This is a genomic window from Methylobacterium ajmalii, from assembly GCF_016613415.1.
Taxonomy (GTDB): domain Bacteria; phylum Pseudomonadota; class Alphaproteobacteria; order Rhizobiales; family Beijerinckiaceae; genus Methylobacterium; species Methylobacterium ajmalii.
Map to the genome: position 1 here is coordinate 50,479 of NZ_JACWCT010000027.1, position 17,132 is coordinate 67,610.

General features: G+C 73.1%; 9 protein-coding genes. 3 read left to right on the forward strand and 6 right to left on the reverse strand.

What is annotated here, in order from left to right; translation table 11 throughout:
- Window positions 1-122 precede the first annotated feature (122 nt).
- The gene (locus HPY23_RS05335) at window positions 123-1,439 is read left to right on the forward strand and encodes an MFS transporter (RefSeq protein WP_091887808.1); all 1,317 of its coding nucleotides are present in this window, start codon (window positions 123-125) and stop codon (window positions 1,437-1,439) included.
- A gap of 77 nt (window positions 1,440-1,516) precedes the next feature.
- On the opposite strand, the gene HPY23_RS05340 is transcribed toward HPY23_RS05335, so the two are convergent.
- On the reverse strand, window positions 1,517-3,166 hold the full coding sequence (locus HPY23_RS05340) for an OFA family MFS transporter (protein WP_091887806.1): 1,650 nt from the start codon (window positions 3,164-3,166) through the stop codon (window positions 1,517-1,519).
- A gap of 163 nt (window positions 3,167-3,329) precedes the next feature.
- A complete protein-coding gene (locus HPY23_RS05345; RefSeq protein WP_091887805.1) occupies window positions 3,330-4,703 on the reverse strand; it encodes an MFS transporter in 1,374 nt (457 codons plus the stop codon).
- A gap of 362 nt (window positions 4,704-5,065) precedes the next feature.
- Here HPY23_RS05345 and HPY23_RS05350 point away from each other — a divergent pair, with 362 nt between their 5' ends.
- Window positions 5,066-5,266, forward strand: coding sequence for a hypothetical protein (locus HPY23_RS05350; protein WP_091887803.1), 201 nt, complete (start codon window positions 5,066-5,068; stop codon window positions 5,264-5,266).
- Between the two features lie 137 nt (window positions 5,267-5,403).
- Here the strand turns inward: HPY23_RS05350 and HPY23_RS05355 are convergent, their stop codons facing one another.
- Both HPY23_RS05355 and HPY23_RS05360 read right to left on the reverse strand, forming a co-directional pair.
- The gene (locus tag HPY23_RS05355; protein WP_236012736.1) at window positions 5,404-8,991 is read right to left on the reverse strand and encodes an autotransporter family protein; all 3,588 of its coding nucleotides are present in this window, start codon (window positions 8,989-8,991) and stop codon (window positions 5,404-5,406) included.
- 627 nt (window positions 8,992-9,618) lie between these two features.
- Entirely contained in the window at window positions 9,619-11,295 is a 1,677-nt protein-coding gene (locus HPY23_RS05360) for a methyl-accepting chemotaxis protein (RefSeq protein ID WP_060849979.1), read from the reverse strand.
- A gap of 385 nt (window positions 11,296-11,680) precedes the next feature.
- Between HPY23_RS05360 and HPY23_RS05365 the strand changes: the two genes are divergently transcribed.
- Window positions 11,681-12,742, forward strand: a complete 1,062-nt coding sequence (locus HPY23_RS05365) for an HD-GYP domain-containing protein (protein ID WP_060849980.1) — start codon at window positions 11,681-11,683, stop codon at window positions 12,740-12,742.
- 147 nt (window positions 12,743-12,889) lie between these two features.
- Here the strand turns inward: HPY23_RS05365 and HPY23_RS05370 are convergent, their stop codons facing one another.
- Window positions 12,890-15,469 carry a putative bifunctional diguanylate cyclase/phosphodiesterase gene (locus HPY23_RS05370; protein ID WP_289052775.1) on the reverse strand — a complete coding sequence of 860 codons (2,580 nt, stop codon included), beginning with the start codon at window positions 15,467-15,469 and terminating at the stop codon, window positions 12,890-12,892.
- A 140-nt stretch (window positions 15,470-15,609) separates the two neighbouring features.
- The gene (gene pdxR, locus HPY23_RS05375) at window positions 15,610-17,067 is read right to left on the reverse strand and encodes a MocR-like pyridoxine biosynthesis transcription factor PdxR (protein WP_091887793.1); all 1,458 of its coding nucleotides are present in this window, start codon (window positions 17,065-17,067) and stop codon (window positions 15,610-15,612) included.
- Window positions 17,068-17,132: the final 65 nt, after the last annotated feature.

The window sequence follows — 17,132 nt, forward strand, 5'->3', positions numbered from 1 at the left end:
GCACATCCGTGCTGCGCCGCGCGGCTAATACCCAGGAGGATTACTCCTTCATGATATCACCATCCCCGATGCCGGATCCTTCCGGGCCCGACGGCATACCGCCCGCCCAGCGGCGGGGCGCCATGGCGGCCATCCTCGCGGGCATCGGGCTCGCCTGTCTCGACACGGCGATCGCCAACACGGCGCTGCCCACCATCGCGGCCGATCTCGGAATCGATTCCGCGGCCTCGATCTGGATTGTCAGCGCCTATCAGCTCGCCGTGGTGGCGACGCTGCTGCCGGTCGCAGCGCTCGGCGAGATCGTCGGGCAGCAGCGGGTGTTCACGGCCGGCATCGCCCTGTTCACCGGGTCCTCTCTCGCCTGCGCGCTCGCCTGGTCTCTTCCGGCGCTCATCGCTGCGCGCCTGCTCCAGGGCATCGGTGCCGGCGCGGTGATGTCGGTCAACATCGCGCTCGTCCGCTTCATCACCCCCGCCGACCGGCTCGGACGCGGCGTCGGGCTCAACGCCTTCGTCGGCAGCGTCTGCTTCGTGGCGGGGCCGCCGGTCGCCTCGCTGATCCTGCTCGTCCTGCCGTGGCCGTGGCTGTTCGCGCTCAACCTGCCGATCGGGCTTGCCGCCTTGGTGCTGGCCCTCGCCGCCCTGCCCGACACCGGGCGCGCCGCGCACGCCTTCGACGGGCCCGGAGCGGTCCTCGCCGTCGTCGCCGTCGCCCTTCTCGTGCTGGGGCTCGGCGAGATCGCCCACGAGGGGCCGGGCTGGCGCAACGGTGCCGAACTCGGCGGCGCGGTGGTCCTCGGCCTTCTGCTCCTGCGGCGGCAGGCCGGCCATCCGGCGCCGATGCTGCCCGTCGACCTGCTGACGCGCCCGCTCTTCGCTCTCTCGGCGGCCGCCGCCGCGGGTGCCTTCGTGGCGCAGGGCCTCGCTTTCGTGTCCCTGCCGTTCCTGTTTCAGCAGGCGCTCGGGCGCTCCCAGTTCGAGGCCGGCTTCCTGATGGTACCCTGGACCATCGCGGTCGCCCTCGTGGCGCCCCTGGCCGGGCGCCTGTCGGACCGCTACCCCTCGGGCCTGCTCGGCGGGATCGGGCTCATGGGGCTCGGTCTCGGCCTGGGTCTGGTCGCCGCGCTTCCGTCCAACCCGAGCCTCGGCGACGTCGCGTGGCGGATGGCGGCGTGCGGAGCCGGCTTCGGCGTCTTCCAGGCGCCCAACCTTCGCGCGCTCATGACGAGCGCGCCACCCGCGCGCGCGGGTGGCGCGAGCGCCATGGCGGCCACCGCCCGGCTGCTCGGCCAGACCATCGGCGCTGCCCTGGTGGCAGCCTGCTTCGCCCTGGCGAATGGCCGGGGCCCCACGCTCGCCCTGGGACTCGGCAGCATCGTCGCGGGGGCGGCCAGCCTCGTGAGCTTTGCGCGCCTCGCCGTCCGGGCCGAGCGCCTGTGACGAGCGGGGCCCGGCCCCCGCGCGAGTCGCCGCACGTTCGTCGCGCCGCCGCGCCTCACGCGTGGCGGGCCGCTCCGTCAGCGAAACAGGATCAGCGCCTTCGACAGGGTGATCCACACGCCCCAGAGAATCGGCAGGCCGACGGCCGCCCAGGCGAGGAGGGCTACCGGCGTCGGGCCGCCGCGGCCGATCCCGAACGAGCCGGATGGATCGGCCGCGACCGCGCCGCCGGACCGGGCGTCCGCCGGGCGCATGAACCAGCGCTCGGCGAGCGGCCGCACCAGGAGGTTCGCCACGAACCCGGCCGCCAGGAAGCCCGCGAGGATCAGGAGCGTGCGGCCGTAGAGGGCGCCGCCCTGCACGCCGGCATCGACCTGTGCCTGCCGGATCGCCGTGACCACGAACGGGCCGACGACGCCCGCCGTCGACCAGGCGGTGAGGAGCCTGCCGTGGATCGCGCCGACGAACTGGGTGCCGAACACGTCGGCGAGGTAGGCGGGGATCGTCGCGAAGCCGCCGCCGTACATCGACAGGATCACGCAGAAGAACAGCACGAACAGGGCCTGCGAGCCGATGCCGGCGGCCCAGGGCGCGGCGGCGTAGAGGACGCAGCCGAGCGCGAAGAAGGTGGCGTAGGTCAGCTTGCGGCCGATGCGGTCGGACAGCGTGGCCCAGAAGAACCGGCCCAGGATGTTGAACAGCGAGAGCAGGCCGACGAAGCCGGCCGCGATGGCGGCGACCTGGGCCTTCTGGCCGGCATCGAGCTGCGCCAGGCCGAGGTCGGGCCGGCCGATCAGCGCGCCGCCGAAGATCTCCTGGAGCATCGGCGAGGCGAGTGCCAGCACGCCGATCCCGGCCGAGACGTTCAGGCACAGCATCGCCCAGAGCAGCCAGAACTGCGCGGTCTTGTGGGCGTCGCGCAGGTGGACGTGGCCGCTGGTGATCATCCGGTTGCCCGCCGCCGGCGGGGTCCAGCCGTCCGGCCGCCAGCCGGCGGGCGGCACCCGGTAGCCGAAGGCGACGCAGAGCATCACCACGAGGTAGCCCGCGCCCATCAGCGCAAGGGTCTGCCACACGCCGGCGCCGTCCGGGCCCTTGAAGCGGGTGATGAGCATGTCGGCGAGGGGGGAACCGATCATCGCGCCGCCGCCGAACCCCATGATCGCCATGCCGGTCGCCATGCCGCGCCGGTCCGGGAACCACTTCACCAGGGTCGAGACCGGCGAGATGTAGCCGAGCCCGAGCCCGATGCCGCCGATCAGCCCCATGCCGAGCCAGATCAGCCAGAGCTGGTGCAGGAAGACGCCGAGCGCCGCGACGAGGAAGCCGCCGCCCCAGCACAAGGCGGCGGCGAGCCCGGCCTTGCGCGGGCCGGCGCGCTCGAGCCAGCCGCCGAACAGGGCCGCCGAGAGGCCGAGCATCACGATGCCGATCGAGAAGGTCAGGACGAGGTCGCTGACGCGCCAGTCGCAGGTCGTGGTGACGAGCGCGGTCAGGAAACCCATCTCCGGGCAGGCCGCCGGGGCCGGCTGGCCGAGGCTGAGGGCCCGCGACAGCGGCAGCCAGAACACCGACAGGCCGTAGGACATGCCGATGCACAGGTGAATCGCGAGCGCCGCCGGCGGCACGAGCCAGCGGTTGAATCCCGCGCGGGCGACGATGCGTTCGCGGTCGAGGAGGCCGGGCGCGCCCGGCGAGCGATCGACGACGCGTGCATCCATGACCATCCTCCCGTTCCGGCCCCGTGTCGGGCCGTTGGCGTTGCACGTTTAGGACAGGATCTTCATCCCGGATAGTCGTTGCGTCCGGCGCGGCGCGTCCGCCCACATCGTTGCGTCGTCTGTGCGGAGGGACGGGATTGCGATCGGGCGGTGCGCGACGACGCTGGTCTCAGCGCCGGATTCGCAATCCGCTGGCGAGCGCGCCGGTGAGCGCGAGCGCGCTCGACAGCCACAGCACCGTCGCGGTGCCGCCGGCATGCAGGTGCCCGAAGATCACCGCGACGACCGCGGCGCCGAGGGACTGGCCGAGCAGCCGGGCGGTCGATTGCATCCCGCTCGCGCCGCCGCTGCGTTCGCGCGGTGCGCTGGTGATGATCACCTTGTTGTTGGGCGACTGAAACAGCCCGAAGCCCAGGCCGCACAGCGTCAGCCGCCAGGCGATCGCGAGCGGCGAGGCGTCGGCCGGCAGGGCGGCCATCAGGGCGAGCCCCGCCGAGAGGGCGACGAGTCCGATGGCGCCGAGAAGGCCCGGCGGGTAGCGGTCGGCGAGCCGGCCGGCGAAGGGGGCGATCACCGCGATGGCGATCGGCCAGGGCGTCATCAGCAGACCGGTCTGGGTGCTCGAGAGATGGAGCACGTCCTGGAAGTAGAAGGGCAGGGCGACATAGGCCATCATCTGGGCCGAGAACGAGCAGACCGAGCTCACCATCGACAGCGCGAAGACCGGGATGCGCAGGAGGTCGATCGGCAGGAGCGGGGCCGGCAGGCGGGCCTGCATCCACACGAAGGCGATCCCGACGAGGCCGGCCGCCGCGAGCAGGCCGAGCGCCGTGCCGCCCCGTCCCGCCTCGCCGAGCCCGTCGACGCCGGTGATCAGCAGGCAGAAGAACAGCGCGTTGAGGAGTGCGCTCAAGGCATCGAACCGGGCGCCGCTGCGGGGCGTGACCGGCAGCATCCGGGTGGCGAGCGTCAGGGCCGCGAGGCCGAGCGGCACGTTGACGAGGAAGAGCCAGGGCCAGCTCGTCAGCGACAGTACGGCCGCCGCCACGCTCGGGCCCGCCGCCGAGGCGATCGCCACGATGAGCGCCATGGTGCCGACGCCGCGCCCGATCATCCGGTGAGGGTAGACGAAGCGCACGAGCGCGATGTTGACGCTCATGATGCCGGCCGCGCCCAGCCCCTGGACGATGCGGGCGGCGACGAGCACCGGCAGCGAGCCGGCGAGCGCGCAGGCGAGCGAGGCCGCGGTGAACAGCGCGAGGCCGGTGCAGTAGACGCGCTTGTAGCCGAGGATGTCGCCGAGCGAGGCCAGCGGCAGCAGGGCGGCGGTGACCGCGAGCTGGTAGCCGTTGGTGATGAAGATCGCGGCGCCCGGCGAGACCTGCAGGTCCTTGGCCATCACCGGCAGGGCGACGTTGACGATGGCGCCGTCGAGCACCGCCATCGACATGGCGATGCCGATCGCCAGCATCGCCCACAGCCTCGCCCGGGTCGGCAGGCCGTCGGCCACCTCCGCCGTCATCGGCCCCGCCGCGCCCGTCATCCGTGCCGCCTCCCTGGCGGGAGCCTCCGAGCCCCCGCCGCACCGCGCGTAGGCCTAACGCAAAGCCGGTGCCGCCGCACCACGTTCGGCCTCATCCCCGCCCTGCACGGTGGGCGGAGATGCTGCACATCGGGTGCCGGCAAACCCGTTGACACGCCGGCCCACGGGTGTAGGGAGCCCGCGTGGCGACGGGCGCGTCGTCGCCCCGCCACGCCCATCCAGGAACCATCAACCCCATGCCGAGCGACAGTCACAGTCGATCGACCGCGCCGTTCGTGCCGGCCGCTTCTCGCAGGGACGCCTGATCGGGCGCTCTCTCGTGGGCGCCGGCCGCGCGGACGGCCGCCCCCGAGAGGTGCATCATGACCACCACCATCCTGCCCTTCGCGCCGAAGGGCGCGCTTCCCATGCGCCTGCCCGCGGCTCCCGCCGTGCCGGCGAATGCCGTCCTGCGCGCCACCTGGTCCCTCGATCCCGAGACCGGCCGTCCGGTCTGCCGCTGGACCACGGACGACGAGGGGGGCCCGGCCCGCTGCCCCGTGGCGGATCGCCGGGCGGCGTGAGCTGCCTCGCAGGACCCGCGTCTCAAATCCCTCTCGCCTCTGCAGGGGACGGGGGCTCGAACGGCTGCCGCAGGAAGCTCCACGAACGATGACGGGCGCGGCTCGCGCCGCGCCCGCCACCGGGTCCGTCCTCGGGCTCAGAACCGGTAGGTGAAGCTGCCCTTCACCGCGTGATCCTCCGCCCGCGATCCGACCTGGCCGGTGTACGACACGCCGAGCGTCGCCGCCGCCGACACCCGCAGGTCCACCCCCGCCGAGGCCACCAGCGCGTCCCGGGTGATCGGGATCCCCGCCGTCACGAAGCTCGGGCCGGTCCCGAAGGCCAGCAAAGCCGTCGGGATCACGTCCCCGAAGGCGCGCCGGTAGCCCACCAGACCGTGCAGCGACACCGGGGCGCCGAGGCCCGGATCCACCTCGGTCTGCCCGCGCACGCCCGCCGTCAGGGTCGGGATCTCGGACAGGCGCGAGGCGCCGCTCAGCGCCGCGACGCCGCCGGTCTCGGCGAACCGGTCGCGGTCGATGCCGACATAGGCCCCGCCCACGAACGGCTCGATATATGAGAGCGGCGCGGACCGGCCGGGCAGGCCGGCGCCGAGCGCGATCCGGTAGCCGATCTCGCCGAAACCCTGCACCGTCGAGCCGCCGTAGCGGGCGCTCTCGGTCTCGGAGATGCCCGGGACGATGACCGAGCGGCGCAGGCGCAGGCCGTTGTCGGCGTAGACCGCGCCGAGCCGCAGGGCGAAGGGACCGGCCTCGGACCCGCCGTAGACGCCGCCGAACCCGCTCTCGATCGATCCGCTCGCCGTCTGGCCGGGCGCATCGAGGTTGGTGCGGGTGTAGCCGCCGGCCACGCCGAGCCGGATGCCGCTCTCGAGCCGGACATCGGCGCCGAGCACGAAGCCGGCGGTGTCGCGGTTGAGGGTGACGGCATTCCCGTCGGTCCGGGCCTGGCCGAAGCTGCCGAAGCCCTGGCCCCACAGGCCGAACACCCGGGGATCGAGGACGCGCACCGGCACCGGGGCGGCGCGCCCGGGCAGGTCGGCGGTGTAGGTGGCCGGCAGGCTGCCGTAGTCGCGGGTGGCCGCGCCCGACCAGCGCAGCCGGTCGAGGATGGCTTCGCGCACGAAGAACGCGGTCTCGTAGGCGGCCGAGACGGAGCTGGCGTGGATGTCGCCGGTGAGCGCCTGGAAGGCGGCGACGGCCTCCGGGGTGGTGAGCCCGACCGTGCGGTCGTAGAGGCCCGCGCCCGCGCCGGCCCCCTGGATGGCGGTGGCGACGGCGGCCTGGTCGCGGGATTGGGCGATGGTGGCGAAGGCGACGTCGTTGCGGGTCAGCGTCAGGTCGACTTGCGCCGGCTGGTAGCGCAGCGTCGGGGTGAGGAAGGCGAGGTTGGAGGAGACGCCCGCGAAGGTGCCGGAGACGCCGCCCGCGGCCGACAGGATGGTGTAGCCGGTGCGGGGGGCGTAGGTGCCGTTTTGCGCCAGCACCCGGACGGTGCCGCCCTGGATGGTGGCGGTGCCGGTGGCGGCGAGGCGGTCGGACTGGCCGCCCGCGTCGGTCTCGACCTGGAAGGTCGAGCCGGCGGCGAAGCTGGCGTTGCCGGCGACCGTGAGGGTGCCGAGGGAGTTGCCGGGGGCGATCGTGGCGCCGGATTGCGCCGCCACCCCGCCGACCGTGCCGGTGCCGCCGAGCAGGCCGCCCGCGCCGACCGTGACGGTCGAGCCGGCGAGCGAGCCGTTCACCGCCAGGGCGCCACCGAGAACCGCGGTCGCGCCGGTGAAGCCGCTCTGGCCGGTCAGGGTCAGGGTGCCGGCATTGATCTTGGCGAGCGTCCCGGTGCCCGAGACGGCGTTCGCCATCGTGGCGTCGCCGGCCTGGTCGAGAACCAGGCTGGCATCGTTGCGGATCGCACCCGAGCCGAAGGCCCCGGCGTGGCCCACCAGCGTGCCGCCCGCGACGGTGGTGCCACCCGCATACGAGTTGGTGCCGGTCAGCACCAGGGTGCCGCTGCCGGCCTTGGTGAGCGAGCCCTGGCCGGAGATGTCGTTGCGCCAGGTGTCGAAGGCCGGGGTGCCGCCCTGGGCGGTGTCCATCGTCACGGTGACGGCGCGGGTGAAGGCGCCGTAGCCGTCGAAGGCGGCGTAGAGGTTCAGCCGGCCCCAGCCGTCATAGGTGTTGCCGCTCAGGAGCGGAGTGCCGGAGGGCAGGCCGGTGCTCGCCAGCACCTCCGTGCGCTGGGCGTCGGTGAGGTAGGGGAAGCGGGTGAGCAGCAGCACCTGCGCCTGAAGCGGCACGTCGGCGGTCGTCATCGGCACGACCGGGCCGGTGGGCTGGAAGCCGTAGGTCAGCCGGGCCGTGTAGTCCGCCTTGTTCTGCGCCGCATTGCCGAAGGCGTCCTGGCTGCCGGAGGCGGCGTTGAGACAGGCGGCGACGCTCGACGCGCCGCAGGCCGAAGCGAGGTAGGACTGCGTCTGGCGGTAGGCCTGGTAGACGCCGTAGGCGGTCGTGTTCGCCGGGTTGGTCCAGTCGACCCGGTTGCCGCTCGCGTCGTAGAGCGCGCCGTAGATGTTGGTGGCGACGATCGCCGTCGATTCCATCCGGCCGCCGATCACGTCGGCGGGCGAGTGCATGCCGGCGAGGATGCGGTTGTAGCCGAGCTCCGAGGCCCGGGTCAGGAGCTGCTGGGCCCGTTCCGGCACCAGGAAGGCGGTGGCCAGCGCCTGCATCGAGCCGGAATTGGTGTGCCCGCTCGGATAGGCCCCGTCGGCATAGGGGTTGGTGCTGTTGATGATCGGCTGCAGGAGCGTCGGGACGTTCACGTCGGTCGAGACGCGGTAGGGCCGCGGCGAGGTGCCGATGCCCGGCACGTAGTCGCCGACCCCGAAGGTCGCCGCGGTGAAGACGGAACCCGAGAAGGTGCCGACATTCGGCACGGTCAGCGGCCGGCCGCCATTGGCGTCGATCAATCCTTGCGTCACGGTGAAGCCCCGCACCCACCGATCCGCCGTGCCGTAGACCGCCGGGACGGAAAAATTCGCCAGGTAGGTCGGCACCACCAGGGCCGCGGTATCGCGGGTCGAGAGGCCGGCCTTGTTCGTCGTCGCGCTGTAGTTGCCGAAGCGGGGATCGAGCGGGTCGATGGCCGGATTGGCGCCCTGGTAGCGGGCGAAGATGCGCTTGGCCGGCTCGGTCGAGCCGCTGGCGCGGGCGACATCGTCGATGAAGGCGACGGCCGCCGCGAGCGGCGTCGCCGTCCCGTTGCCGAAGGTCCGCGACCCGGCATTGGCATCGTTGCCGGTGCGGATGTTGGCGGCGTAGTCGGCGAGCGTCGTGGCGACGTAGGTGGTCGGCGTCAGGCTCGTCGGCGTGGTGCCGGAAAACGAGGCGCCGGCGCCGGTGAGATAGGCCGATGTCAGCGGCCCGAGGCCGTTGAGGATGCTGTAGGCCTGGCCGGTGCGGTCGTCGTGGATCGCCGCCAGGGTCTGCGCGTCGGTGCGCGACCGCGTCATCGCGACGACGGTCTGGTAGTTCTGGGTCAGCACCGCCGGGTTGCCGGTCACGAGCCCGGTATACGAGTCGAGCACGCGGTTCATCACCGTGCCCGGATTGACCGAGGTGCTGTTGGCAAAGCCCACCGGCGGCGAGGTCGGAACCCCTTGTGCCCATGCGTCGATCGGAAACAGGCATGTCGCCGCCAGAAGTGCGGCGTTGAGCGTCGGACGCATGGACCCCTCGAGAGATTTTTCTCTATCGCGGGCCGGCGCCTAGCGTGGCCATATGAAGTCCCGATGACGATGTGCCGACGGAAATATCAGGAAACATCAAGTTTGACATCGAGGATCAGCGATCCGTTTCGTCGGCAGCGTTGCGCCGATGCTTTGGATGGGCTTTTCGAAGATTTTACGACATGACTTTACGTCATTAGGGCATGTGAAGCGGCTCGCTTTGCCTGTTGCCAGCCGTCGGACGTCGCTGTCCGGGCAGTCCGGACCTCCGGCGCCGTGGGGAGCGGCGTCTGGTGGGGCCGAATTGAAAATCTCGTCTCACGCTCGCATTCATTCTGAGATGCTGACCGATCCCAGATCGACCGATCTCAAAGGATTTTAAAAAAACTATCGGAAAATACCCGAATGTATTGTTCGCGGTCATGTGATAATTGATGGGAAAAACTAACGGATCAGGTCGTCGATCGGTATAAAATATCTTCGTGATCACCAGTAATTATGTCGAGAAAACCCTCGAAAGGTCCGGAGGCGTCGGCGATGCACGCAGCCCGCTCCCGGCCGAAGCGCGCGGGACGGCTTCCCTGGGGATGCCGCCCGATCGCCGGAAAACTCTTCTGCGGTCTCGCCTCACGCCGCCCTGACCGAGGCGAGGAAGCGCGCGACCTCGCCGCCGAGATGCTCCGACTGGTGCGACAGGGCGGAGGAGGCCGAGAGCACCTGGCTCGCCGAGAGGCCGGACTGCTCGGCGGCACCGGCCACCGCCGCGACGTTGCCGGTGACCGATTCGGTGCCGAGCGCCGCCTGGGCGATGTTGCGCACGATCTCGCGGGTCGCCGCGCCCTGCTCCTCGACCGCCGCGGCGATCGCGGTGGCGACGCCTGCGATCTCCTCGATCCGCGTGGTGATCCCGCCGATCGCCCCGGCCGCCAGACCGGTGGAGGCCTGGATCGCGGCGATCTGCGAGGTGATCTCCTCGGTGGCGCGTGCCGTCTGGCCGGCCAGTTCCTTCACTTCCGCCGCCACAACCGCGAAACCGCGGCCGGCCGCACCCGCGCGCGCCGCCTCGATGGTGGCGTTGAGCGCCAGGAGGTTGGTCTGGGCGGCGATCGACGAGATGAGCCCGACCACGTCGCCGATGCGATGGGTCGCCTCGGTCAGGGTGCGGACCTGGTCGGCGGTCCGGCCGGCTTCCGCCACCGCGGCCTGGGCGAGCTGGGCCGAGCCGTCGACCTGGCGGCCGATCTCGCCCACCGAGGCACCGAGTTCCTCGGCTGCCGCCGCCACCGTGCCGACGTTGGAGGAGGCTTCCTCGGCCGCCGCCGCCACGCTGGTCGATTGCGCGGCGGTCTCCCGCGCCGCCGCGGTCATCGCCTCCGCAGTCGCCTGCAACTCGGTCGCGGAGGCCGAGACCTGGCCGACGATGCCGCCGACCGCCGTCTCGAAGGCGTCCGCCATCTGGCGCATCGCGGCGCGGCGCTGCTCCTCGGCCGAGGCCCTGGCGAGCGCGGTCTCCTCCTCCAGGGCGCGAGCCCGCTGCATGCTCTCCTTGAACACCTGCACGGCGCCCGCCATCGCGCCGATCTCGTCGCTCCGGCCGACCGCCGGCACCGGCTCGTCGAGCCGGCCGCGCGCCAGCGCCGCCATGCTGCCCGACAGCGCCGTGAGCGGCCGGGCGATGCCGCGCCCGATCAGCGTCGCGACGACGCCGACGACGAGCGCCACGAGGCCGGCCCCGGCGAAGAGGTTGCGCAGCCAGGCATGGACCTGGGACGCGGTATCGTCGGCGAAGACGCCGGTGCCGACCACCCAGCCCCAGGGCGCGAACAGGCGCGCGTAGGACAGCTTCTCGACCGGCACGTCGGAGCCGGGCCGGAACCAGGTGTAGGTCTCGAAGGCGGCGCCGTCCGCCTCGACCTTGCGCATCATCTCGGCGAAGAACCGGCGGCCCGACGGCTCGGTGAAGGTGCTCGCGTCCCGGCCGATCATGCGGGCATCGGCATGCGCGATCATCCGCGACTGCCGGTCGTTGACCCAGAAGAACTCCTTGCCGCCGTAGCGCAGGCCGGTGACCGCTGCCGCGGCGGCGGCCTGCGCCGCCTCCCGGGTCATCCGGCCGGCCCGCTCCTCGGCCTCGAAATGCGCGAGCAGGCTGTGGGCGGTCTCCACCAGGTCCTTCGTCTTGAGGGCGCGAGCCCCGCTCACCGCGCCGGCGAGGTCGTAGGCGGCGAGGCCCAGGATCAGGGCGAGCCCCACGAGGGCGACGCCCGTCAGGGACTGGATCCGCGCGGCGATCTTGAGCGACATGGCAGGCTTCCGGATGCGACGGGCCACGCCCGCTCGCCGGGTGCGGACCGGTGGGCGGGATGGGCGTGGCGTGTCGAAGGGAGGTTCCGATCGGGTCGGCTTGTCCGTTGCGTCTGACGCCTAACAGTTACGATCGTCATAACGCATGGTCAGGTGCCGCCGTGCAGCCCCCATTCACAGGTTGTATCCATCGGCCGGCGGCAGCTTTGCGTACGGGTGCTCGGGCGAGGCCGTCGTGCCCGTGCGACGACGCTCCACGGCGTGCCGACGACCCGATCTTTAGCTTGCCGCCCCGCCGCCTCCGCCATCGCCGTAAGCATTTGTTCGGGACTAAACCTGTAATCGAGGGATGCAGGAGAGCCGTGCGGCTGCCGGGAGGGACGCGATGCCCGACGAGAGGACCTTCGTCCTCGTGACAGACAGGCCGGATCGCAGTGCCGCGATCAGCGCGGCCCTGCGGGGGATCGGCCTCTGCGACGTCGTCGGCCCCGATGAGACGTGGCGGGGCCGCCGGGCGCTCGCCGGGGTGGTCTCGGACATGACCCTGGCCCGGCCGGAAGCCGACCACTGCCTGCGTACCCTGCAGCGCCGGTTCCCCGACAAGAACCTTCCGGTGATCTGCCTCCTGCGGAAGGCGACCCAGGACGCGCTGCGCCACGCCAAGACCCTCGGGGCGACGGTGTGCATGCCGGCCTACGTGCCGCCCGAGACCATCGTGGCGGCCCTCGCCAACCAGGTCGGGATCGTCGCCGAGGGCGAGGCGCAGACGGTGAGCCAGGGCGTGGCCCGGGCCGGCGAGGCGTTGAACGGCCTTCTCGCCGAGGCGCGGGCCGGTCAGCCGCTGCGCATGGGCGCCGTCGAGGCCGGCCTCGGCCCGATCCTGACGGCGGTGCGCGAGGGCGGCCTCGCCCGCTGGCTCGACACGGTGTGGACCCACGACGACGCCACCTACCAGCATTGCCTGCTGGTTGCCGGCCATGCCGCGCAGTTCTCGCTGCATCTGGGCTTCCGCCACGAGGACCAGCTCCGCTTCGTGCGCGCCGCGCTGATCCACGACGTCGGCAAGGCCCGCATCCCTCTCGAGATCCTCAACAAGCCCGGCCGGCTCACGCCGGACGAGATGGTGGTGATGCGCACCCACGCCGCCATCGGCCACGAGATCCTGGTGGCGGGCGGCGAGCGCGACCCGATCACCCTCGCGGCCGCGCGCCATCACCACGAGATGCTGGACGGGTCGGGATATCCCGACGGCCTCGTCGGCAGCCAGATCGGCGACATCGTGCGCCTGCTCACCATCTGCGACATCTACGCCGCCCTGACCGAGCGCCGCCCCTACAAGGCGCCGATGCCGATGGCCGACGCGATGGCGATCCTGTCCGCCATGGACGGCAAGCTCGAAGCCCGCCTGGTGCAGTCCTTCGGCGAGTCGCTCAAGGCGGCGGGCTGAGCCGCCTCCGCGCCGCGGAGCGGCCGCCGAACGACCGTCGGGTCGACGGAGACCCGGTCCGCGCGGTCGCATGCCGGCTTTTCCATCGTGGTATCCCGTCCCGAACCGCCGGTCCGCCTCCCGAACGGCCGTCCTGCGGGGCCCCGCTCACGCGGTGTGCCGCTCGCCGGGGCAGGCGAGGGCGGTGAACGCCTCGGCGGGCATCGGGCGACCGAACAGGTAGCCCTGGGCCTCCGCGCAGCCCTCCGCCCGCAATCCCTCCGCCATCGTCTCGGTCTCGACTCCCTCCGCGATGACGTCGAGCCCGAAGCTGCGCCCGAGCGTCAGCACCGACTGCACGATCGCCCGGTCCTGGGACGAGGCCACCATGCCCTGCACGAACGAGCGGTCGATCTTCAGCCGGGTGAGCGGGAAGCGCTTGAGCAGGCTCAGCGACGCGTACCCGGTGCCGTAATCGTCGAAGGCGAGGCCGACGCCGAGGGCGCGCAGCGCCCGCAGCGGGGCGATCAGGGCCTCGTCGTGCTGCAGGATGATGGTCTCGGTGATCTCGAGTTCGAGGGCCGAGGCCGGCAGGCCGGAATCGGCCAGCGCGGCCTTCACCTCGTCGACGAGGCTCGCCGAGTGGAACTGCGCCCCGAACAGGTTGACGCCGATCCGGAGGTCGCCCGCTCCGGCCCGGCGCCACGCGGCGGCCTGGGCGCAGGCCTCCCTCAGCACGAAGCGGCCGACCGGCACGGCGAGCCGGCTCGCCTCGAGGGGAGCCAGGAACTCCGCCGGGGACAGGAGGCCGAGGCGGGGATGGCGCCAGCGGATCAGCGCCTCGGCGCCGACCACCCGGCGGTCGGCGAGGCGCAGCTGCGGCTGGTAGAACAGCACGAACTCCCCGGCCGCCAGCGCCCGCGGCAGCTCCTGCTGGCGCGCGTTCCAGGACAGGGTGGCGTCGCGCAGGGCCGGCGTGAACAGGCGGTGGCAGTGCCGTCCGGCGCGCTTGGCCTCGTAGAGCGCCATGTCGGCGCGGGCGAGCAGCCCGTCGGCGAGGGGAGCGTGGAGCGGGCTGAGCGCGATGCCGACGCTCGCCCCGATATGGATGGCCTGATCCTCGACCTGGAACGGCTCGGAGAGGCTGTGCAGCAGCGTGTCGGCCAAGGCCGTCGCCGGCCCGGGCTCGCCGCGGCCGGGCATCAGCACCGCGAACTCGTCGCCGCCCATCCGGGCGACGTGGCCGTCCCGGCCGATGCAGGCAGAGAGCCGCGCCCCGGCCTGCCGGATCAGGTCGTCGCCGGCCTCGTGGCCGAGGCTGTCGTTGACCTTCTTGAACCCGTCGAGGTCGATCATCAGGGCGGCGGCCCCGGAACCCTCCGGCGCGTCGGCGAGGCGCGCCATCGCCAGGGCGAGGCCCCGGCGGTTGCTCAGGCCGGTCAGGCCGTCGGTCTCGGCCTGGCGCCGCAGGCTCGCCATCAGGCGGGTGCGCTCGCGCATCCGCTCCTCCAGCACCCCGAGCGCATCGAACAGCCGCCGGATCTCCGTCACCCGCCCGGCGAGAGGCCGGCGCGGGGCCGGCACGCCGTCCTGCGACAGCGCCATCACGGTCTCGCGGGCGATCAGCAGCGGGCGCAGCACCGAGGCGCGCAGCGATTGCAGCAGGGCGACGAGCAGCGCCAGGAGCGCGACGGTGCCGCAGGCGACGACGGCGAGCCGGGTCCCCACGGCGTCGCGCTCGGCGGCGAAGCCCGCGACCATCCCGGCGAGGTAGCGGTCGCGCAGGGCCTCGACGGGCTTCAGGGTCGGGACGTAGCGGCGGGTGAGCTCGTCGGCCGAGAGGGTGTAGCGCCCGTCCGCCCGGCCCTCCGCGATCGCCGCGTCGATCAGGCCGAGCCCGGTCTCGCCGAAGGTCGTCTCGACCTCGCGCAGCAGGTCCGCCAGCGGCCCACCCGGCCCGAACGCCGCCTGGCCGCGCAGGAGCCGCATCAGCTCGACGATGCGGCCTCGCATCTGCCTCGCCTCGGCGAGCTGTGCCACGCCGAGCGGCTGCTGCACCGCGACCGCCGGGATGATCGCCGAGCCGATCCGGCCGCCATATTCGCGCAGGTCGCTCACCACGTGGGCGACGAGGCCGGGCCCGATCAGGACCGGGTCGGCCCGGCCGAGGGCGCGGATCTCCCACGCGACCGCCTCCTGGAAGACGTCGACCACCTCCACCATCCGGGCGATCGCCGCGGCGATGTCGCCGGCCCGCCGCCCGTCGGCCGGCAGCGCGGCGACCCGGTCGACCTCCCGGCGCGCCTCCTCCAGCCGGGCCAGGGTCGTTGCGACGACGCGGGCCGGCACGGACCCGTCTTCCCCCGGCGAGGCGGCCGGGCCGGCCCGTTCGAGGACCGCCAGGGCCGCATCGCTCGTCCCCCGGAACGCCGCGAGCCGGCCCTCGGCCGCCGGGTCGCTTCCGGGTGCGATCGCCATGACGACGTTCGAGGGGCCGCGCTCGGCCGAGAGGCGGTTGGCAGCCTCCAGCACCTGCCGCAGCCGGGCGATGCGCGCGAGGTGGCTCCGGCTGTCGCGGTAGGCGGTGACCGAGGGGGCGACGACGATCGCCGTCAGCGCGAGGAGGCCGGCCGCCAGCAGCAGGGCGGTGCCCCGGAGCCTGCGACCGAGCCCGATTTCCCGCCGCCGGGTCGGCCCGGCTCCTGCCATGCCCGAGGAAGCGGCCGATTCCGGAGAGGGTTGCTGCACGGAAGTCCCCGGCGAGGCTGGATCGACGCTGCGCGGTGTCGTCGCGCGGCGGGGCCAGGGGAGGGGCCGCGGGACGGGGTCGCCTGGGCCTAACGGAAAAGCGTTGCCGAATCGCTGCGGGGCGATCCGGTCCGCCCGGCTCACCCGTTAAGCCGATCCGCGTGGCCGGCGAGGGCGGCGGCGAGGCCCCGGATACCGGTCCGGATCGCGGCGGGCTCGCTGCCGGCAAAGCCCAGTACCAGCCCGGCCCGGTCGGGCCGCGCCGCCGCATCGTGGTAGAGCGGGCCGACCGGGTAGACGCCGACCCCCGCCGCCCGCGCCGTCGCCACGATGGCAGCCTCCCGCGAGGCCGGCGCGTACGGGAACCAGGCGACGAGGTGCAGGCCCGCCGCCGCGCCCTCGACCCGGACCGCGTCACCGAAGCTTTCGGCGAGGGCGGCCATCAGGGCGGCGCGGCGGGCGGCGTTGCGCCGGCGGGCCTGGCGCAGGTGGCGCTCGTAGGCGCCGCAGGCCATCAGCTCCGCCAGGGCGGCCTGTTCGAGCCCCGGCGCCTGCCGGTCGGCGAGGCGCTTGGCCTCGGCCACGACGGTCGCGAGGGCCGGCGGCACCACGAGGTAGCCCAGGCGCAGCTGCGGCGAGAGGGTCTTGGACACCGTCCCGACATGGACGACGCGGCGGGTGCGATCGAGGTTCGCGAGCGCTTCCACCGGCCGGCCGTCGAAGCGGTACTCGCCGTCGTAATCGTCCTCGACGACGATCGCGCCGCAGGCCTCCGCCCAGGCGAGCAGGGCCTGCCGACGGGCGACCGACATCACGCCGCCGAGGGGGAACTGGTGCGAGGGCGTGACGTAGGCGAGCCGTGCGGGCCCGAGCCCGGCGAGGCGCTCGGTCCGCATTCCCTCCGCGTCGACCGGGACCGGCAGGATCGCGGCGCCCACGGCCGCGAAGGCCCGCCGCGCCGTGCCGTAGCCCGGATCCTCGAACGCCACCCGGTCGCCGGGATCGACGAAGAGCCGGGCGCAGAGGTCGATCCCCTGCTGCGAGCCGTTGACCACGACGATCTGGTCGATCTCGCAGCGCAGGCCGCGGGCGCGCCAGAGGTAGCCCTGGAGCGCCGCCCGCAGCTCCGGCAGCCCGCGCGGGTCGCCGTAGCCGAGCCGGGCCGGCCGGCGCAGCAGGACCGTGGTGAGCGCCCGCCGCCAGGCGAGGACCGGAAAGTCGCTCCCCGAGAGGTCGCCGTAGCGGAAATCGATCGCCGGGCCCGGGCGCGCGTCGGGCGGCGGCTCGGCCATGAGGCGCCGGCCGAAGGCGGCGAGCCGCGGCGGTGCAGCCGAGGCGTCGGGCATCGCCGCCGGCACGGGCAGGATGCCGGCGGCGACGCGGGTGCGTCCGCCGGGCCTCGTCTCGAGCCAGCCCTCGGCGGCGAGCTGGTCGTAGGCGGCCGTCACGGTGGTGCGCGAGACCCCGAGCTCGGCCGCGAGCGCCCGGCTCGAGGGCACCGCCGATCCCGGCGGATAGACCCCCCGGACGATCTGCGCCTTCAGGTCGGCGCCGATCCGGCGGCTGCCGGGCGCGGTGCGGGGTGACGCGTCGATCAAGCTGGCCCACCGTTTTCTCTGCGAACTGGCCGTTCAGCATGGGCCGGTTTCGGGGCAAGGACCAG